The organism is Streptomyces sp. SolWspMP-5a-2 (assembly GCF_900091845.1).
GTDB lineage: Bacteria > Actinomycetota > Actinomycetes > Streptomycetales > Streptomycetaceae > Streptomyces > Streptomyces doudnae.
The window spans coordinates 43,034-62,095 of the sequence record NZ_FMCI01000175.1 but is presented as its reverse complement, the minus strand read 5'-3'; the positions used below and the strand labels follow the sequence as shown (position 1 = coordinate 62,095).

Annotated in this window: 13 protein-coding genes and 1 pseudogene; 8 read left to right on the top strand and 6 right to left on the bottom strand. The window is 71.6% G+C overall.

Annotated features, from left to right (window positions below; translation table 11 throughout):
- Positions 1-75: 75 nt before the first annotated feature.
- The 4 genes from GA0115242_RS18195 to GA0115242_RS18180 form a co-directional block, all read right to left on the bottom strand.
- Positions 76-1,746, bottom strand: a complete 1,671-nt coding sequence (locus tag GA0115242_RS18195; RefSeq protein WP_093829731.1) for a glycoside hydrolase family 13 protein — start codon at positions 1,744-1,746, stop codon at positions 76-78.
- Positions 1,747-1,807: 61 nt separating this feature from the next.
- Positions 1,808-2,719: a sugar ABC transporter permease gene (locus tag GA0115242_RS18190; RefSeq protein WP_093829729.1), complete on the bottom strand. Its 912-nt coding sequence runs from the start codon at positions 2,717-2,719 to the stop codon at positions 1,808-1,810.
- Positions 2,720-2,731: 12 nt separating this feature from the next.
- Positions 2,732-3,736 carry a carbohydrate ABC transporter permease gene (locus tag GA0115242_RS18185; RefSeq protein WP_093829727.1) on the bottom strand — a complete coding sequence of 335 codons (1,005 nt, stop codon included), beginning with the start codon at positions 3,734-3,736 and terminating at the stop codon, positions 2,732-2,734.
- Positions 3,737-3,829: 93 nt separating this feature from the next.
- On the bottom strand, positions 3,830-5,101 hold the full coding sequence (locus tag GA0115242_RS18180) for an extracellular solute-binding protein (protein ID WP_093829725.1): 1,272 nt from the start codon (positions 5,099-5,101) through the stop codon (positions 3,830-3,832).
- A gap of 379 nt (positions 5,102-5,480) precedes the next feature.
- On the opposite strand from GA0115242_RS18180, the gene GA0115242_RS18175 reads away from it, so the two are divergent.
- Both GA0115242_RS18175 and GA0115242_RS18170 read left to right on the top strand, forming a co-directional pair.
- Complete coding sequence (locus tag GA0115242_RS18175; protein ID WP_093829723.1) at positions 5,481-6,515, top strand: LacI family DNA-binding transcriptional regulator; 1,035 nt, start codon at positions 5,481-5,483, stop codon at positions 6,513-6,515.
- Positions 6,516-6,646: 131 nt separating this feature from the next.
- The gene (locus GA0115242_RS18170; protein WP_093829721.1) at positions 6,647-7,531 is read left to right on the top strand and encodes a phosphatase PAP2 family protein; all 885 of its coding nucleotides are present in this window, start codon (positions 6,647-6,649) and stop codon (positions 7,529-7,531) included.
- A gap of 152 nt (positions 7,532-7,683) precedes the next feature.
- On the opposite strand, the gene GA0115242_RS18165 is transcribed toward GA0115242_RS18170, so the two are convergent.
- Positions 7,684-10,668 carry a bifunctional [glutamine synthetase] adenylyltransferase/[glutamine synthetase]-adenylyl-L-tyrosine phosphorylase gene (locus GA0115242_RS18165; protein WP_093829719.1) on the bottom strand — a complete coding sequence of 995 codons (2,985 nt, stop codon included), beginning with the start codon at positions 10,666-10,668 and terminating at the stop codon, positions 7,684-7,686.
- A gap of 520 nt (positions 10,669-11,188) precedes the next feature.
- On the opposite strand from GA0115242_RS18165, the gene GA0115242_RS18160 reads away from it, so the two are divergent.
- The 6 genes and pseudogenes from GA0115242_RS18160 to GA0115242_RS18135 all read left to right on the top strand — a co-directional run bounded on the left by GA0115242_RS18160 (position 11,189) and on the right by GA0115242_RS18135 (position 16,784).
- On the top strand, positions 11,189-12,064 hold the full coding sequence (locus GA0115242_RS18160) for an alkaline phosphatase family protein (RefSeq protein ID WP_370672296.1): 876 nt from the start codon (positions 11,189-11,191) through the stop codon (positions 12,062-12,064).
- Between the two features lies 1 nt (position 12,065).
- Entirely contained in the window at positions 12,066-13,394 is a 1,329-nt protein-coding gene (locus GA0115242_RS18155) for an MFS transporter (RefSeq protein WP_176729847.1), read from the top strand.
- A 31-nt stretch (positions 13,395-13,425) separates the two neighbouring features.
- Entirely contained in the window at positions 13,426-14,451 is a 1,026-nt protein-coding gene (locus GA0115242_RS18150; RefSeq protein WP_093829717.1) for a TolB family protein, read from the top strand.
- A gap of 292 nt (positions 14,452-14,743) precedes the next feature.
- A pseudogene (locus tag GA0115242_RS18145) lies at positions 14,744-15,208 on the top strand (transposase family protein).
- 347 nt (positions 15,209-15,555) lie between these two features.
- On the top strand, positions 15,556-16,317 hold the full coding sequence (locus GA0115242_RS18140; protein ID WP_202555466.1) for a hypothetical protein: 762 nt from the start codon (positions 15,556-15,558) through the stop codon (positions 16,315-16,317).
- 47 nt (positions 16,318-16,364) lie between these two features.
- On the top strand, positions 16,365-16,784 hold the full coding sequence (locus tag GA0115242_RS18135; RefSeq protein WP_093829815.1) for a DUF3592 domain-containing protein: 420 nt from the start codon (positions 16,365-16,367) through the stop codon (positions 16,782-16,784).
- Positions 16,785-17,385: 601 nt separating this feature from the next.
- Here GA0115242_RS18135 and glnA read toward each other — a convergent pair.
- Positions 17,386-18,747 (bottom strand): type I glutamate--ammonia ligase, encoded by a 1,362-nt coding sequence (gene glnA / locus GA0115242_RS18130; RefSeq protein ID WP_093829713.1) that lies wholly within the window; start codon positions 18,745-18,747, stop codon positions 17,386-17,388.
- Positions 18,748-19,062 lie beyond the last annotated feature (315 nt).

Here is a 19,062-nt window from a genome sequence, read left to right as displayed (position 1 = left end):
AGATGCTAAAGGCCCGCCGCCTGAAAAGGCAGCGGGCCGACGGAAGTTGATGGAAGAAGTTTCAGGCGCCCCGGCTCAGCCGGTGGCCTCGGTCCACCAGAGGGTGGTGTCGGCGGGCAGCTTCGCCTCGCCGTCCGACTCGGCGATCTCGCCGCTGGCCAGCAGCACCCGGCCGCGCATCGGCACGGTGACCGACCCGCTGCCGGTGTTGGCGACGCAGACGAACTCCCCGCGCCGGAAGGCCAGTACGCCCTCGGGCGCGCGCAGCCACTCCACCGCGTCCCCCGCGCCCAGGTCGGCCTGGGCCCGCCGGACGGCGAGGGCGGCGCGGTACAGCTCCAGCGTGGAGCCGGGCACGCCGGTCTGCGCCTCGACGCTCAGCTCGGCCCAGGAGTCGGGCTGCGGCAGCCAGCTCCCGCCCGTGCCGAAGCCGTAGGACGTGCCCTCGCGGGTCCACGGGATCGGCACCCGGCAGCCGTCGCGGAAGCCGTCCTGGCCCGCGCCGCGGAAGTAGGCGGGGTCCTGGCGCACCTCGTCGGGGAGGTCGACGACGTCCGGCAGGCCCAGCTCCTCGCCCTGGTAGACGTAGGCGGAGCCGGGCAGGGCCAGCATCAGCAGGGTGGCGGCGCGGGCCCGGCGCAGGCCGAGTCCGCGGTCGCCCGCGGTGCGGATCTGGGTGCCGAGGCCGGGCGGGTTGGCGAACCGGGTGGCGTGCCTAGTGACGTCGTGGTTGGAGAGCACCCAGGTGGCGGGGGCGCCGACCGGGCGCATCGCCTCCAGGGTGCGGTCGACCACGGTGCGCAGCTCCCCGGCGTCCCACTCGGTCGTCAGGTACTGGAAGTTGAACGCCTGGTGCAGCTCGTCGGGGCGGACGTAGTGGGCGGTGCGCTCGACGGTCGGCGTCCACGCCTCGGCGACGAAGACGCGCTCGCCCGAGTACTCGTCGAGGATCGTGCGCCACTGGCGGTAGATCGCGTGCACGCCGTCCTGGTCGAAGAACGGGGTGACATCGTTGCCCAGCAGCTTGAGCTGGTCGTGGGAGCCGAGGTCGGGCAGCCCCGCCGCCTTGACCAGCCCGTGGGCGACGTCGATCCGGAAGCCGTCGACGCCCATGTCGAGCCAGAACCGCAGGATGGAGCGGAACTCGTCGCCGACGGCGGGGTGTTCCCAGTTGAAGTCGGGCTGCTCGGGCGCGAAAAGGTGCAGGTACCACTCGCCGTCCTCGACCCGGGTCCAGGCCGGGCCGCCGAAGACGGACTCCCAGTCGTTGGGCGGGAGTTCGCCGTTCTCGCCGCGGCCGGCGCGGAAGTGGTAGCGCTCGCGCAGCGGGGAGCCCGGTCCCTCGGCGAGGGCCCGCCTGAACCAGTCGTACTGGTCCGAGGAGTGGTTGGGGACGAGGTCGACGATGATCCGCAGCCCCAGCGTGTGGGCGTCGCGGATCAGCGCGTCGGCGTCCAGGAGGGTGCCGAACATCGGGTCGACGGCGCGGTAGTCGGCGACGTCGTAGCCCGCGTCGGCCTGCGGGGAGGCGTAGAAGGGGCTCAGCCAGACGGCGTCCACGCCCAGGTCGCGCAGGTACGGGAGGCGGGAGCGGATGCCCGCCAGGTCGCCCATGCCGTCGCCGTCGCCGTCGGCGAAGCTGCGGGGGTAGACCTGGTAGATCACCGCGTCCCGCCACCAGTCGCGGCGCCCCGTGACGGTGGCGACGGTGGAGTGGGGGGCCGGGTCGGCGGAGTGCTGGCTCATGTCGTCCTTGCAGATGACGGAGTCATCGGTCGTCGGGGTGGGGCGTGGGGCGGCGGGCGGGTCAGCCCTTCGTGCCGCCCGCGGTGAGGCCGGTGACCAGGTTCTTCTGCACGAGGTAGAAGAACGCGGAGACGGGTATCGCGATCAGCACCGCGGTGGCCGCCATCAGGTTGCGCTGGGCGTCGTGCTCGCTGACGAAGGTCTGCAGGCCGACGGCGAAGGTGTACTTGGTGTCGGACAGCATGAACGTCGAGGCGAAGGCGACCTCGCCGAAGGCGGTGAGGAAGCTGTAGAACGCGGCGACCGCGAGGCCGGGCCGGGCCAGCGGCAGGATCAGCCGGGCGAAGGTGCCGAACGGCGAGAGCCCGTCGACGCGTCCGGCCTCGTCGATCTCGAACGGGATGGTGTCGAAGTACCCCTTGAGCAGCCAGGCGCAGTACGGCACGGCGGTGGTGCAGTAGACCAGGACCAGGCCGAGGTAGCTGTCGACGAGCCGCAGGTCGGAGAGGATCTGGTACATCGGCACCATCAGCACGGCGACCGGGAACATCTGGGTGACCAGCAGGACCCACATGAACTTCCGGTAGCCGGGGAAGCGCATGCGCGAGACGGCGTAGCCGGTGGTCGCGGCGATCAGCACCCCGATGACGGTGGTGCCGAGCGAGACGATCAGCGAACTCTTCAGCCAGTCGAAGAACTCGGTGTGCTGGAGCACGAACGCGTAGTTGGCGAAGGTCATCTTCCGCCAGATGCCGGCCGGGTGGAGGTAGTCGTCCTTGTCCGGGCCGAGCGAGAGGAAGACCAGCCAGGCGATCGGGAACAGCGCGATCAGGCTGGCGGCGATCAGGACGCCGTGGGAGACGAGGCTGCCCAGCGGGGTGTTCTCGCCGCGCCTGCGGGCCGGGCGCCGCCGGGTGCCGGGGGCGCCGGGCGCGGTCGCCGCGGCGGGGGTCTCGACGGTGGTCGTACTCATGGGGCTCCCGCCTCAGATCGCGAGCTGCTGGTCGTTGCGGTTCAGCCAGCGGCGGTAGAAGGAGGTGAAGACGATCAGGATGGCCAGCAGCAGGATGCCGTAGGCGGCGGACTGCGCGAAGTCGCGCGGCTGCTGTCCGAAGCCGAGGTAGTAGGCCCAGGTGACCAGGATCTGCGCGTCCGGCGCGGTGTTGCCGAAGAGCAGGAAGATGACGGCGAACTGGTTGAACGTCCAGATGATGCCGAGCAGGACGACGGTGGCGGCGACCGGGCGCAGACCGGGCAGGGTGACGTGCCTGAAGCGCTGCCAGGGGCCGGCGCCGTCCATCTCGGCGGCCTCGTAGAGGGAGGCGTCGATGGCCTGGAGCCCGCCGAGGAGCGAGACCATCATGAACGGCACCCCGCACCAGGTGTTGACCATGATGGCGGCGAACCGCTGCCAGGAGGTGTCCTCCAGCCAGTTGGGCTCGGGCAGGTGCAGGGCGTGCAGGAACGAGTTGAGGACGCCCCCGTCGGCGAGCATGAAGCGCCAGCCGAAGACGGTGACGAACGTGGGCACGGCCCACGGCAGGATCAGGATCAGCCGGTAGGCGGTGCGTCCGCGCAGCTTCTGGTTGAGCAGCAGGGCGAGGCCGAGGCCGATGGTGTAGTGCAGGGCGACGCAGACGGCGGTCCAGGCGATCGTCCAGAGGAAGTGCGACCAGAAGCGGTCGTACGCCGTCGCGCCGAACAGGATGTCCTGGTAGTTGTCGAGCCCGATGAACTTGTAGGTGGCGTCGATGTGGTTGACGCCGATGGTGCGGGCCGTGTTCAGGCTGTTGGCGTCGGTGAGCGTCAGGTAGAGGCCGTACAGCAGGGGGTAGAGCACGAGGACGCCGAGCACGACGGCGACCGGCGTGATCATCGCGTAGGCGTACCAGTGCTTCCGGTAGCCGTGCCTGAGGCGATGCCCGAGGCCGGGCCGGGGCGCGCGGTCACCGTGGCGCTTGCCGGTCGCGCGGTCGATGGCGACTGTCATGGGTCGACAACCTTCTGGGTGGTCCGGGTCTGGGGGTGGGCCGGGCACGGCCGCCGGACCCCTCCCCCTCGGGAGGTCCGGCGGCCGTCGCGGTCACTTGCTGAAGTCGGGCACCAGCTTGGCGATGGCGAGTTCGGCGTTGCCCAGACCCTTGTCCAGGGACTCCTTGCCACCGGCGATCTTGGGCAGCTCGGTGTCCAGCGGGCCCCACAGGGAGCTGTACTCGGGCAGGGCCGGGCGCGGCTGCGCGGCGGCCAGGACGCCCTGGAACCCGGCGATGCCCGGGTCGGCCTTGACCTCGGCGGTGTAGGCGTCGTCGCGGGTCGGCAGCGTGGAGTTCTTCAGCGCGATGGCCGACTGGGACGACGCGGACGTCATGAAGTTCACGAACTTCAGGGCGGCCTTCTGGTGGGCGGCGTCGGAACCGGCGTAGACGGACAGGTTGTGGCCGCCGGTCGGGGCGCCCGCCTTGCCGGTGGAACCGGCCGGGACGGTGGCGATGCCGAGGTTGGCCTTGTCCTTGAAGGCGGTGCCCTTGTAGAAGTTCGTTATCTCCCACGGGCCCTGGACGATCGCGGCGACCTTGCCGTTGACGAACGCGTCCTGGATGTGGGCGTAGGCGTCGGCGGTGGTGTCCGCTTTGTGCAGGCCCTTGCCGTCGAAGAGGCTCAGCCAGGTGCCGTACGCCTTCTTCGCGGCGGGCGAGTCGACGGTGACCTTCTTGGCGGCGGCGTCGACGGTGTCGGTGCCCTCGCCGTAGAGGAAGGACTGCGCGTAGTAGGCCTGGGTGGAGCCCCAGTAGCCGTCGACGCCGGTCTTCTCCTTGACGGTGGCGGCGGCCTTCCGCAGGTCGTCCCAGGTCTTGGGCGCCTCGACACCGGCCTTCGCGAAGAGGGCCTTGTTGTAGACGAGGGCGAGGGTGTCGGTGACCAGCGGGACGCCGTAGGTCTTGCCCTCGTACTGGGCCTGCGTGATCAGGCTGGACTGGAACTGGGCCTGGTCCTTGAGGGCCTCGGTGCCGTCGAGCGGCAGGAAGAAGCCCTTCTTGGCGAAGGCGGGGGTCCAGCCGACCTCGGAGCGCAGGATGTCCGGGGCGCCCTGGGAACCGGCGGCGGTGTCGAACTTGTTCTGCGCCTGGTCGAAGGGGACGTTGACGTACTTGACCTTGACGTCCTTGTGGGCGGCCTCGAACTCCTTCACGAGCGCCTTGTAGGTGGGCGCCTCGTTGGTGGCGTTGGAGGTGTCCCACCAGGTGATCGTCACCGGCCCGGACGCCTTGTCGCCGCTGTCTCCGCTCCCGCCGCAGGCCGTCGCCGCGAGGGCGAGGGACGCCACCAGCGCTGTGGCCGCTGTGCCACGCCGCATGAGTTCTCCTTGAGGGTGTGAGCCCGTGTGGTGCGGGGGCGGCCCCGTCCGCCGCCCCGCCTACTTGCCGACTGCGCCGTTGCGGCGACCGGGCGAACGTGAACGTAACAGCCAGGTAAGCGGCGCGAAAGACCTTGCTGAAAAAAATTGCAAGGGAATGCGGAAGTTATCCGCGTGTGATCTGTCGGCGATCGCCATGAGACGCTTGTTTACGGCGGTGGAGCGCCGAAGGACCGGTTGTGCAAGACTCTGCAAGCTCTTGCCATCATGTTCACGAGGGAGTGCGATGACCCAGCAGCCCGGACCGGGCCGCCCACCAGGCCGCACCAGGCGCGCTATTGGTGTGCAAGGGCAGAGACGACCGGTACAGTCCGGTGCCGTGACCACACGGCTAGCCGACATCGCCGCCCAGGCGGGGGTGAGCGAAGCGACCGTCAGCCGCGTCCTGAACGGGAAGCCGGGCGTCGCCGCCACCACCCGCCAGTCCGTGCTCGCCGCCCTCGACGTGCTGGGCTACGAACGCCCGGTACGGCTGCGCCAGCGCAGCGAGGGCCTGGTCGGCCTGATCACCCCGGAGCTGGAGAACCCCATCTTCCCGGCGCTGGCCCAGGTCATCGGGCAGGCGCTGACCCGGCAGGGCTACACCCCGGTGCTGGCCACCCAGACGCCGGGCGGGTCCACCGAGGACGAGCTGACCGAGATGCTGGTGGACCGCGGGGTCGCCGGGATCATCTACGTCTCCGGGCTGCACGCGGACACCACCGCCGACATGGAGCGCTACGAGCGGCTGCGGGCGCAGGGCGTGCCGTACGTGCTCGTGGACGGCTTCTCGCCGAAGGTGCAGGCACCTTTCATCTCCCCGGACGACCGGGCCGCGATGACGCTCGCGGTGACGCACCTGGTCTCCCTCGGCCACACCCGGATCGGACTCGCCCTCGGCCCGAAGCGGTTCGTGCCCGTGCAGCGCAAGATCGACGGGTTCGTGCGCGCCATGCAGGACCAACTCGGCCTGAACCCGCAGGAGATCGAGGCGGAGCTGGTGCAGCACTCGCTGTACACGCTGGAGGGCGGGCAGGCCGCGACGGCCGCGCTGATCGAGCGGGGCTGCACGGCGGTGGTGTGCGCCAGCGACATGATGGCACTGGGTGCCATACGGGCGGCGCGGCAGCGGGGCCACGAGGTCCCCCGGGATGTCTCGGTGGTCGGTTTCGACGACTCGCCGCTGATCGCCTTCACCGACCCGCCGCTGACCACGGTCCGCAAGCCGGTGCCCGCGATGGGGCAGGCGGCGGTGCGCACGCTCCTGGAGGAGATCGGCGGGACGCCCGCCCCGCACAGCGAGTTCGTGTTCATGCCGGAACTGGTGGTGCGCGGCTCCACGGCGTCGGCCCCCGGCGAGCGGAATCGTCCCTAGGACGGAGACGACGGGCCCTCCGTACCGCGCGGAAGGGGGGCCGCAACGGTCCTTCAGGCGTAGGACATGCGACCCGGACCCGACCAGGGGATGATCGGTGGGGGAAGCTGTTTCTGGCAGAATTGACGCCTATGGGTGACTCGACCGTGACCAGTCTGGAAGACCGCGAACCGGTGGCCGTCCCGGACTCCGCCACGGGCCGCAGAGGGCGGGATCTGCTGCGCCGGATGCGTACGCCGCGGCGCCCCCGGCTCTGGTTCGAGATCCTGCTGATCGCGGTGAGTTACTGGACGTACTCCCTGATCCGCAACGCGGTTCCGGAGCAGCGGGCCGAGGCGCTGCGCAACGCCGACTGGATCTGGCGGATCGAGCACGACCTCGGGATCGCCGTCGAGGATTCCGTCAACCACGCGGTGAACTCGGTGCCCTGGCTGATCGTCGGGATGAACTACTACTACGCGACACTGCACTTCGTCATCACGCTGGGTGTGCTGGTCTGGCTCTACCGCAGTCATCCGGGCCGCTACGCGGCGGCCCGGCTCGTGCTGTTCGCGACCACGGGCGTGGCCCTGGTCGGCTACTACCTGTTCCCGCTCGCGCCGCCCCGGCTGATGCGGGGCGGTGACTTCGTCGACACGGTCGCGGTCCACCAGACCTGGGGTTCGATGGCCTCGGGCGATCTGAAGCACATGTCGAACCAGTACGCCGCGATGCCGTCCATGCACATCGGCTGGTCCCTGTGGTGCGGGCTGACGATCTTCGCCCTGGCGAGCGTGCCGTGGGCGCGGGTGCTGGGGCTGCTGTACCCGGCGCTGACGCTGCTGGTCATCGTCTCGACCGCGAACCACTTCTGGCTGGACGCGGTGGGCGGCGTCGCCTGTCTCGCCTTCGGCTTCACGGTGTCCCGGCTCTGGTACGGCGCCCTGCCGTACCGGCTGCCGCGGACGGTGGAGCGGACACCACCACGCGACCGGGAGCCGACGGACGCGGGGGCGCGCGAGCGCGACCGCACGTGATCCCGGCTCACCCCTCCCGGTGACGTGCGGTCGCCGGGGTGTCACCCCTGGCGGTGACGGGGGGGCGGACGGCGACAGAGGCGCCACCGTGACCAGGGACGTCCCGGACGGCGTCAGGGCCCAGGAGCCGCGTGCCGGGCGCGGGCCCGGTGTCAGGCGCCGTAGAACAGGTCCTCGACGACCGTGCGGGCCCGGCGGGCGGTGCGGCGGTAGGCGTCCAGCATGTCGCCCACGTGTCCGGGCCCGTACCCCAAGTACCGTCCGACCGCCGCGAGTTCGCGCCCGTCGGTCGGGAAGGTGTCACCGGCCCTGCCGCGCACCAGCATCACCGCGTTGCGCACCCGGGTGGCCAGCACCCACGCCTCGTCCAGGGTCTCGGCGTCCTCCGTCGACAGCAGACCGGCCGCGCGGGCCGCGGCGAGCGCCTCCCGGGTCCTGGTGGTGCGCAGGCCCGGCTCGGACCAGCCGTGCCGCATCTGGATCAGCTGCACGGTCCACTCGACGTCCGACAGGCCGCCGGGGCCCAGCTTGGTGTGGAGCTTGGGGTCGGTGCCGCGCGGCAGCCGCTCCGACTCCATGCGCGCCTTCAGCCGCCGGATCTCCCGCACGGCGTCCTCGCCGAGGCCCTCCGGCGGGTAGCGCAGGGGGGCGATCAGGTCGACGAAGCGGCGCCCCAGGTCCGCGTCACCGGCGACGGGTTCGGCGCGCAGCAGCGCCTGGGACTCCCAGACCAGCGACCAGCGGCGGTAGTACGCCTCGTAGGACTTCAGCGTCCGCACCAGCGGCCCCGACTTGCCCTCGGGACGCAGGTCCGCGTCGATGAGCAGCGGCGGGTCGGCGCTGGGGATCTGGAGCAGCCTGCGCATCTCGGAGACGACCTTGTTGGCGGCGTCGGACGCCTCCCGCTCGGGGACGCCCTCGCGCGGCTCGTGCACGAAGAGCACGTCCGCGTCGGAGCCGTAGCCGAGTTCGTGGCCGCCGAAGCGGCCCATGCCGATGACGGTGAAGCGGGTCGGCAGGGTGTCGCCCCAGCCGCGGCGCACCACCGCGCGCAGGGTCCCGGCGAGGGTGGCCGCGGTCAGGTCGGAGACCGCGGCGCCGACCACGTCGACCAGGGCTCCCTGGTCCGCCTCGACGGGCCTGGTCTCGGTGCCGTAGGAGCCGACGATGTCGAAGGCCGCGGTGCGGAACAGCTCGCGGCGGCGCACCCCGCGGGCCGCGGTGACGCCCTGCTCGGCGTTCTCGGCGCGGCCCGCGGCGGCCAGCACCTCCTGCTCCAACGGGGCCCGCCCGCGCGGCTGGAGGTCGCCGCCGAGCAGCGCGACCGCCTCCGGGGCGCGCATCAGCAGGTCGGGGGCGAGGCGTCCGGCGGAGAGCACCCGGGCGAGGTTCTCGGCCGCGGCGCCCTCGTCCCGCAGCAGCCGCAGGTACCAGGGCGTCTTGCCCAACGCGTCCGAGACGTTGCGGAAGTTGAGGAGTCCGGCGTCGGGGTCGGCGGAGTCCGCGAACCAGCCGAGCAGCACCGGCAGCAGGGTCCGCTGGATCGCCGCCTTGCGGGTCACGCCGGACGCCAGCGCCTCCAGGTGCCGCAGCGCGGCGGCCGGATCGACGTAGCCGAGCGCGACGAGCCGTTCGCGGGCCGCCTTCGGACTCAACCGCACTTCGCCGGGCGCGAGTTGGGCGGCGGCGTCGAGCAGCGGGCGGTAGAACAGCTTCTCGTGCAGCCGGCGCACCACGCCCGCGTGCCGCCGCCACTCGCGGTTCAGCTCGGCGACCGGGTCGGCGCGCAGGCCCAACGAGCGCCCGATGCGCCGCTGGTCGGCCTCGTCCTCGGGCACCAGGTGGGTGCGGCGCAGCCGGTACAGCTGGATGCGGTGCTCCATGGAGCGCAGGAAGCGGTACGCCTCGTCGAGCTGGACGGCGTCGGACCGCCCCACGTAGCCACCGGCGGCGAGCGCCTGCAGGGCGTCCAGGGTGGTGCCGCTGCGCAGCGTCGCGTCGGCCCTGCCGTGCACCAACTGGAGCATCTGGACGGCGAATTCGACGTCGCGCAGCCCGCCGGGGCCGAGCTTCAGCTCGCGGTCTATCTCGGCGACCGGGATGTTCTCGACCACCCGGCGGCGCATCTTCTGCACGTCGGCGACGAAGTTCTCGCGTTCGGCCGCCTGCCAGACCAGCGGGGCGAGGGCGTCGACGTAGGCGGCGCCGAGGTCGGGGTCGCCCGCGACCGGGCGGGCCTTCAGGAGGGCCTGGAACTCCCAGGTGTTGGCCCAGCGCTGGTAGTAGGCGAGATGGCTGCTGAGGGTGCGCACGAGGGGCCCGTTGCGGCCCTCGGGGCGGAGGTTGGCGTCGACGGGCCAGATGGAGCCCTCGACGGTGGTCTCGGAGCAGATCCGCATCAGGTGCGCGGCGAGCCGGGTGGCGGCGGGCACCGCCTTCGCCTCGTCGACGCCCTCGGCCGCCTCGCCGACGAAGATGACGTCGACGTCGGAGACGTAGTTGAGTTCGTGGCCGCCGCACTTGCCCATCGCGATCACGGCGAGCCGGCAGAGCGCGGCGTCCTCGGGGGCGGCGGCGGACGCCAGGGCGAGGGCGGCGCGCAGGGTGGCGGTGGCGAGGTCGGCGAGTTCGGCGGCGGTCTGCGGGACGTCGGTGGTGCCGCAGACGTCCCGGGCGGCGATGGACAGCAGGCAGCGGCGGTAGGCGACGCGCAGCGCGACGGGATCGGCGGCCTCGGCCAGCCCGTGCTCGAACTCCAGCACACCGGGGTGCAGATCGCTGGGCTCGTAGGTGACCAGCACCTCCCAGTCGCGGGGGTGCCGGGCGAGGTGGTCGGCGAGCGCGGCGGAGGCCCCGAGGACGCCGAGCAGGCGGTCGCGCAGCGGTTTGGCCGCTATCACCGTGTCGAGCAGCTCCCGCCGGGCGAGGGAGCCGGGCTGCGCCTCCAGCAGCCGCACCAGGCCGAGCAGGGCGAGATCGGGGTCGGCGGTGGCACCGAGTGCCTCAAGCAGCACCGGGTCGTCGCGGACGGCGGCCAGTTCGGCGCTGTCCAGGAGCCGTTCGGCGGCGGAGGGATCGGTGAAGCCGTGCCGAAGCAGCCGCGTGAAGGTACTGCTCCTGCGCCCCGGCGCCGTCATCCCGGCCCTCCCTCGGATCAAGGTCGTACGGGGACGAGCCTAATGGCTGAGCTGGTGGGAGGCGCTGGAGCGACGACGGGGAGTCCGGCGGGGGGGCGGGCGCGACGGGTTCCCGGAGAGCGGGGCGCCCTTGCCGCCGGGGCGACCTCCGGCCGGACCACTGCACTGTCGGCAACCCGGCCACCGGAACGCCGTACCGCCGGGCACCCGACCGCCGGGCCTTTGCCCATCTGTCCCAAGCACCCCAGCCCCAAGCCCCCCAAGCTTCCCCATCCCCCGGGTGACCGTAGGGCCCACTCCCCCGTCGGCGGCGGCTCACGGCGAGCGCTCACCCCGGTCGCGCGTTCGCGGTGCTCCCCCGCCGGTCGGGGGGGCAGCAGTTCACCGGGTCTTCATCCGGCGGGTTGGGTGCCGTGGGGCGCGGGCATGTTGGCGTGTGCATGCTCAGTCCGCACCGCCAACCCCGCCCCACCCCCCTCCGGAGGTTGATGTGTCCGGCACCCCCGTGTCCCGCACCCCCGTGTTCCGTCGCGGCCGTACGGCCGTGGCGTCCGCGCTCGCCTTCACCGCGGCCGCGGCCGGCCTGTGGACCGGGCTCGGCGGCTCCCCGTCCGCGTCCGCCGCGACCGGCGTCCCCCACCCCGACCACGTGGTCGTCGCCGTCTTCGAGAACCACGCGTACAGCCAGGTCATCGGCTCCTCCAGCGCGCCCTACATCAACAGCCTGAAGTCCGGCGGCGCCAACCTCACCCAGGCGTACGCCGAGACCCACCCGAGCCAGCCCAACTACTTCGCCCTCTTCTCCGGCTCCACCCAGGGCGTCACCGACGACAGCTGCTACACACCCGGCTTCTCCTCGGCCGCGAACCTCGCCTCCGAGGTGATCGCCGCGGGCGGCAGCTGGGCCAGCTACAACGAGACCCTGCCGAGCCAGGGCTCGACCACCTGCTCCAGCGGGAACTACGCGCGCAAGCACAACCCCTGGTTCGGCTTCGCCAACGTCCCGACCTCCACGGCCCGCACCTTCGCGCAGTTCCCCACCGACTACAGCACCCTCCCCGACGTCTCCTTCGTCGTCCCCGACCTCTGCGGCGACATGCACGACTGCTCCGTCGCCACCGGCGACACCTGGCTGAAGAACAAGCTCGGCGCGTACGCGACCTGGGCCAGGACCCACAACAGCCTGCTGGTCGTCACCTTCGACGAGGACAACCGGCTCAGCGGCAACCGCATCCCGACGGTCCTGTACGGGCAGCAGGTCACCGCGGGATCGTCCAGCGCGACCACGTACAACCACTACGACCTGCTGCGCACCCTGGAGGACGGCCAGGGCCTGACCACGCACGCGGGCAACGCGGCGACCGCGAAGGACATCACCGGGATCTGGGCGTCCTGACGTGTACGTGGCGGACAGCCGCGCGACGGCGCCGGAGTCCGCGGAGCACGCCGCCCGGGCCACCCGCGCCGGGCGGCGGCGCACCGCGGTCGCCCCCACCGTGCTCGCCCTCGGCACGGTCAGCCTGGTCACCGACGTCTCGTCCGAGATGGTCACGGCCGTGCTGCCGCTGTACCTGGTGGCGGGCCTCGGCCTCTCCCCGCTGGGCTTCGGCCTCCTGGACGGTGTCTACAACGGCTTCTCGGCGCTGGTGCGGCTGGCCGGGGGCCATCTGGCGGACCGGGGCGGCGGACGGCACAAGTGGGTGGCGGGGATCGGGTACGGCCTCTCGGCGGTCTGCAAGCCGCTGCTGCTGCTCGCCCACACGCTCACCCCGATCGGCCTGGTCCTGGCCGCCGACCGGACCGGCAAGGGCCTGCGCACGGCGCCCAGGGACGCGCTGATCTCGCTCTCCAGCACGCCGGAGACGCGCGGCCGGGCCTTCGGGACGCACCGCGCGATGGACACCGCGGGCGCGCTGCTCGGCCCGCTCGCGGCGTTCCTCGTCCTGCGGGCGACGGTGGACGGCTACGACGCGGTCTTCACGGTGAGCTTCTGCGTGGCGTCGGCGGGCGTCCTGGTCCTGGTCCTGTTCGTCCCCTCCCCCACCCCGGCAGCGGGCCGCGCCGCCGCCCCCGCCTCTTCCCCCGCTCCCGCCCCGGCCCCCGCCCCGGCCCCCGTCCCGGCCGGGGAGCGTCCGACGCTCCGGGCCGCCCTCGGCCTGCTGCGCCGCCGCGAGCTGCGCCGTCTCGCGGTCTGCGCGCTGCTGCTGGGGCTGGCCACGGTGAGCGACTCCTTCCTCTACCTGCTCCTCCAGCACCGGCTGGGGGTGCCCGACCGCTGGTTCGCGCTGCTCCCGCTGGGCACGGCGGCCGCGTTCCTGCTGCTGGCGCTGCCGCTCGGCCGGATCGCGGACCGCTGGGGCAGCCGCCGGGTGTTCCTCGCGGGCCACGGGGCGCTGCTGCTCGTCTACGTGCTGCTGCTGTCGCCGTGGCACGGTCCCGCGCTGCCGTACCTGGTGCTGGCGCTGCACGGGACGTTCTACGCGGCGACCGACGGCGTGCTGATGGCGGCGGCCTCCGAACGGGTGCCGCGGGCGCTGCGCTCGTCGGGTCTCGCCCTGGTCCAGACGGGGCAGGCGCTGGCCCGTTTCGCCTGCTCACTGGCGTTCGGGGCGGCCTGGACGTGGTGGGGCGACCGGACGGCGCTGACGCTCTCCGCGGCGGCGCTCGCCCTCTGCGTGACGTACGCCCTCACCGCGCTGGGCCCCGCGAGGGCGGCCGGGCGATGACCATCACCGACGCCACCCGGAAGGTCCCGTCATGACGCTCGCACTCCGCACCCGGCTCCTGGTCCTGGTGACGGCGCTGGCCGTGCTCGCGGGGATCGCGGTGGCGGCCGTGGAGCACGCGTCGGCGCGCGCGGAGCGGCGCGACCGGGCCGCGCCGGACGGCCCCCGGGTCGCCTCGGGCCGGGTGACGCTGGACGCCCCCGGCGCGCTGGTCTTCCGCAACCTGGCGTGGGGCCCGCACCGCGACGAGCTGACGACGGTCCCGGCGGCGTCCCCGGCCGGGCCGCGCACGGCGTCGGGGGTGCGGTGCCTGCGCTTCCACGCGGCGGCGGGCACCGGGCTCTGCCTCCAGGCGGTCCACGGGGCGGTCTCGGACAGCTACCGCGCCCTGGTCCTGGACGCGCGGCTGCGGGAGCGGGCCCGCTACGACGTGCCCGGCATCCCGTCCCGGGCCCGGGTCTCGCCCAGCGGGCACTGGGTGGCGTGGACGGCGTTCGTGGGCGGCGACTCGTACGCGGGCACGGACTTCTCCACGCGCACGGCGCTGGTGGACGTCCGCACGGGCCGCCTCACGCCGTCCCTTGAGGCGTTCCGGATCGTCCTGGACGGGCACGGGTACCGCGCGCCCGACGTCAACTTCTGGGGCGTGACGTTCGCGCCCGACGACCGCACGTTCTACGCGACGCTGGCCACGAAGGGCCGCACGTACCTGGTCAGGGGCGATCTGCGGACCCGCACGGTGACGACCCTGCACGCGAACGTGGAGTGCCCGTCCCTCTCCCCGGACGGAACCCGCGTCGCGTACAAGAAGCGGGTGCCCGGCCTCCCGGCGGACGCGCCCTGGCGGCTGTACGTCCTCGACCTGCGGACCCTGCGGGAGACGGCGGTGGCGGAGTCCCGCAGCGTCGACGACCAGGCGGCCTGGCGGGACGAGCGCACCCTCGTCTACGCCCTGCCGGGCGACTACGGGGCGGACCTGTACGAGATCCCGGCCGACGGCACGGGGGCACCCCGCAGGACACTCCGGGCGGCGGTCTCCCCGGCGTACCTGCGCTAGCACCCCCGGACACCCCGGACACCCCCGGCGGCCGCGCGCCCGCCGGGGTCCGCCTAGGGAGCGGCCTACGGCCGCGCGTCTCTGGGCTCGCTCCGCTCGCGCGCCGGTCACCGTCCATGGCGAGCGCCACACGCGGCTGCGGCGCCCTGGCCGCGCGAGGAAGGCTCTACCCTCCCAGTGAGGTTTTTCCAACCTCGCGAGAGCGACTGCGAGTTGGACGGATCTGCAGAACGACGAAGCTCCTGGTAGACGAGTTGTCGACCAAGATCAACCGTCGTTCCAGGAGCTCCGTGTGCTTGTCTACCCGTCCGCCATCGATCTGCCCACCGTGCACGTGCGTCACCTGAGTCAGGTGCTGGATACGCGACGTCGGGAGATAGGCAGTCGATGACGGCGGCTGACTCCGCAGCGCCAGGCCCTGCCCGCCCTGGCCCATCTGCGGTGCGGCGACACGTACGCCCAGCTCGCGGCCGGGTTCGGTATCGGGATCGCCACCGTCTACCGCTACGTCCGCGAGGCGATCGACGTCCTGGCCGCGCTCGCGCCGACACTCGACGAAGCGATGGGGACGGCCCACATGAAGGCGTACGTCATCCTGGACGGCACCGTGCTGCCGATCAACCGAATCGCCGCCGACCGCCCCTACTGCTCCGGCAAGAACTGGCGCCTCCTGCGCAAGCTACGCTGCAGCACCCACCGCATCACCGCGATCGTCATGTCCGTCCTCACCCTTCACCTCGCGACCGCGTCAGGATGAAAACACCTCATTCTGCGAGCCCTAAGGAACAGCCGGAGGCAGCAGGACATGGGGAGTACATCTGACGTGCCGAGGCCCGGGGCGAATGTGACGGGAACCGCTCGTGAGCCCGTCGCGTCCATTTTGGGTACGCCACGAAGGGGACTGACATGGAGCCGGCCTTACGCAATTCGCCCCAGCCGCCCTCCTGCCCTCCCCGGCAGCCGAGACGGCCGGCCACCCCGCCTCCTGGTGCACCGTTGTGGCGGCTACTGCGTGAAGACGAGTGGCCCAGGCTGTCCGAGCTCCTCGCAGGGCGTCGGTCCAGGAGCCTGCGGCCCGTCGCGATCGTGCTGTTAGTGCCGTGCATGTGGTGGCTGACGGTCGCGCTCGTACTCTTCTACGAGGTTGCCAGGTCGGCTCGCAGCGTCGCCCGACGCTTCTTTCCCTGGCGCCCACAAGGGCGAGTCGAAGACGTTCCCGTACTGAGGGCACAGCGAGTAAGGGCGTGGGTCGCCCTCGTGGTATCGGGCGGGCTGCTGGCCGTCTACGGCGGCATGTCGGATGCGTGGGAACAGTTCCTGCAGCGCCTCTACCTCGCCCCGTGGCTGGCCCTGGCAAGCGCAGTACTGGTAGCGGGAGCACTCTACGGCGCAGCCCGGCCGCACAGAAGGCGGCTCATGCGCACCCACTTCAAAAGCGCCGGCCTCAGGATCCTGGGGTACGCAGGCGCCTGGATTCTCTTGCCGGCGCTGCTCATCGGTTCTCTCCTGGCCATGAGCGCAATGCTGGAGCCGGTCGCACAGACCTCCCTGCTTCTCGCGTACCTGATCGTGCTGGCTCTGTGGACGCCGTTCTGGTGGACCGTCCACTTCGTGTGTTTCGCCTCGGGTCCGGCGGTCCGCAACGCTTTCAGCCTCTCCGCCCTCCATCCCGCCCTGCCGCCCCTGACGACGAGTGCGGCGGTCTGGGTGTTCGTCCTCGTCAGCCAGTTGACGGGCGACCTTCCGCCGTTTCCGGAACCGATAGCGCTCTGCGCAGTCACAGGCGGACCAGTATCGGTGACCGCGGTGGCGTGCTGGGAGATCTACCGGCTACGGCGGCACCACGGTATGCAGTGGCGCGGCTGATCCGCCTGGCTCACGACGTCCGTCACTCGCCCGAGGAGGCAGCTTCGATGGTTGTCATATTTGGCATAGCCGGATCCTTCGCCCTCTACTTCGCCTTCCGGGAATCGCGGACACAACGCCATCTGAAGCGCGACGGAACACTCGTCAGGGGACGCGTGGTGCGCCACCGCATCGACTCTGCGGGAAGGGACGGCACCGCCACGTTCGCCGTCATCACGTTCGCCGACGCAGGCGGCGCCCGGCACACTTTCCAGGCACAGGCGTCAGGCGTCAGGCATCTGCCCGTGGGGGCCGAGGTCCCGGTGCGCTACCTGGACCGCAATCCCGGCGTCGCGCGCATCGACCTCACCGGAAAGAAGGTGGCGAATATCGCGATCCCCTTGCTCGTCGGCGTCCTGTTCTTCGGCGGCGCCGTGGCGGTAGCCGTGGATCAAGGTCACCGAAGCGGCCCCAGCCACGGCCGCTGAGCGCTGTGGAAACGTCGGGCGCGCTCGCCGCGGGGTCCCGGCCCGGCCGGCGCGCTTCCATGCCGGCGAGGCCGGTCGGCCGGAATGCCGACAGGATCAGTTTGGTGCCCTCACGGTCCGGCGCGGGCGTGGGCGTCGCTCGGCTCCGGCCACGCGGGGCCGATCGGCCCGACGACGCCCCGGTTACGGCCCAGTCCCGCTCCGGTCACGTCGTGCACGGGCAAGACGTGGGTCTCTGATGTCAGCGTGAGCCCCCGATGCCGCCTTCGATCAGTGAGCCTTTTCCAACCTGCGGTCTGCGCTGGTCACGGGTGTGCCGGTGAGTGGTCGTGTCCGGTGGGAAGGGATCAGGACCAATAGGTCCACAAGCGACCGTCGAGCGACGAACACTCCGCCAGGCATGGTCGGCGGACGCGCCGCTCAGCTACGTCACAGCTTCGGGTCGCTTGTCAGCGTGAGCTGCACCGTGCAGGGACTCCCATTCTGGGATCCTTCTGACGGCCCAGAGACGACCCCGGGGCCGCAAAGCGCGTTGGGCCGACAGTCCACAACAGTCGGCCCAACCAAGAGCGCCTAGCGACAAAAACGCTCTGACCTGCCCCTACAGCACCGGCAGGTTCTTCCGCAGCTCGAAGGCCGTGACCTCGCTGCGGTACTCCTCCCACTCCGACTTCTTGTTGCGCAGGAAGAAGTCGAAGACGTGCTCGCCCAGGGTCTCCGCGACCAGGTCGCTGCGCTCCATCAGGGTGAGGGCCTCGCCGAGGTTCTGCGGGAGGGGCTCGATGCCCATCGCGCGGCGCTCGGCGTCCGAGAGGGCCCAGACGTCGTCCTCGGCGCCCGGCGGCAGCTCGTAGCCCTCCTCGATGCCCTTGAGGCCCGCGGCCAGCAGGACCGCGTAGGACAGGTAGGGGTTGGCGCCGGAGTCCAGGGAGCGGACCTCGACCCGGGCCGAGCCGGTCTTGCCGGGCTTGTACATCGGGACCCGGACCAGGGCGCTGCGGTTGTTGTGGCCCCAGCAGATGTACGAGGGGGCCTCGCCGCCCGCGCCCGCCGTGCGCTCCGAGCCGCCCCAGATGCGCTTGTAGGAGTTGACCCACTGGTTGGTGACGGCGGAGATCTCCGCCGCGTGCCGCAGCAGCCCGGCGATGAAGGAGCGGCCGACCTTGGAGAGCTGGTACTCCGAGCCGGACTCGTAGAACGCGTTGCGGTCGCCCTCGAAGAGGGAGAGGTGGGTGTGCATGCCGCTGCCGGGGTGCTCGGAGAACGGCTTCGGCATGAAGGTGGCCTGCACCCCCTGCTCCAGCGCCACCTGCTTCATGACCAGGCGGAACGTCATGATGTTGTCGGCCGTGGAGAGCGCGTCGGCGTACCGCAGGTCGATCTCCTGCTGGCCGGGGGCGCCCTCGTGGTGGGAGAACTCGACCGAGATGCCCATCGACTCCAGCATGGTGATCGCCTGGCGGCGGAAGTCCATGCCGATGTTCTGCGGGGTGTGGTCGAAGTACCCGGAGTTGTCGGCGGGGGTGGGCCGCGAGCCGTCCAGCGGGCGGTCCTTCAGCAGGAAGAACTCGATCTCGGGGTGGGTGTAGAAGGTGAAGCCGAGGTCGGAGCCGCGGGTGAGGGCCCGCTTGAGGACGTAGCGGGGGTCGGCGAAGGACGGCGAGCCGTCCGGCATGAGGATGTCGCAGAACATCCGGGCGGTGCCGGGGGCCTCGGCACGCCAGGGCAGGATCTGGAAGGTGGACGGGTCCGGCTTGGCGATCATGTCGGACTCGTAGACGCGGGCGAAGCCCTCGATGGCGGAGCCGTCGAAGCCGATCCCCTCGTCGAATGCCTGTTCCAGCTCGGCCGGGGCCACGGCCACGGACTTCAGGAAGCCCAGCACGTCCGTGAACCACAGCCGTACGAACCGGATGTCGCGTTCCTCCAAGGTCCGGAGCACGAACTCCTGCTGCTTGTCCATCTTCCGCTTCCCCATCCTTGCTGGTCAGGCCACCTGTCTCCCGTACCACGGGAAGGCGGTCGGGCACCAGAGCATCCCACCACATCGCCATTTCATGCGCGTTGCCGACCATGATCCGGAAGCCGGCCCCGGTGTGAACGCCTCGGGTCCGGCGGGTGTACCGCTCCACCGCCCATAGTGCCTGCTCGCACCCCCGTACGTAATGCCCGGCCCGGGGGCCCGCTCCCCGGGCGCGGCCGCACGACACGCACAGGAGTTCTGGTCAATCCCGCGCCCGGACCGCGGCCGACCCCATCATTCCCCTTACGATCAGTT

Coding starts and splice junctions, on each gene's coding strand:
- GA0115242_RS18165 (WP_093829719.1), bottom strand. CDS start 10,668: ATGACGGCGCCGGGGCGCAGGAGCAGTACCTTCACGCGGCTGCTTCGG.
- GA0115242_RS18170 (WP_093829721.1), top strand. CDS start 6,647: ATGGGTGACTCGACCGTGACCAGTCTGGAAGACCGCGAACCGGTGGCC.
- glnA (WP_093829713.1), bottom strand. CDS start 18,747: ATGGACAAGCAGCAGGAGTTCGTGCTCCGGACCTTGGAGGAACGCGAC.
- GA0115242_RS18140 (WP_202555466.1), top strand. CDS start 15,556: ATGTGGTGGCTGACGGTCGCGCTCGTACTCTTCTACGAGGTTGCCAGG.
- GA0115242_RS18150 (WP_093829717.1), top strand. CDS start 13,426: ATGACGCTCGCACTCCGCACCCGGCTCCTGGTCCTGGTGACGGCGCTG.
- GA0115242_RS18185 (WP_093829727.1), bottom strand. CDS start 3,736: ATGACAGTCGCCATCGACCGCGCGACCGGCAAGCGCCACGGTGACCGC.
- GA0115242_RS18180 (WP_093829725.1), bottom strand. CDS start 5,101: ATGCGGCGTGGCACAGCGGCCACAGCGCTGGTGGCGTCCCTCGCCCTC.
- GA0115242_RS18190 (WP_093829729.1), bottom strand. CDS start 2,719: ATGAGTACGACCACCGTCGAGACCCCCGCCGCGGCGACCGCGCCCGGC.
- GA0115242_RS18195 (WP_093829731.1), bottom strand. CDS start 1,746: ATGAGCCAGCACTCCGCCGACCCGGCCCCCCACTCCACCGTCGCCACC.
- GA0115242_RS18135 (WP_093829815.1), top strand. CDS start 16,365: ATGGTTGTCATATTTGGCATAGCCGGATCCTTCGCCCTCTACTTCGCC.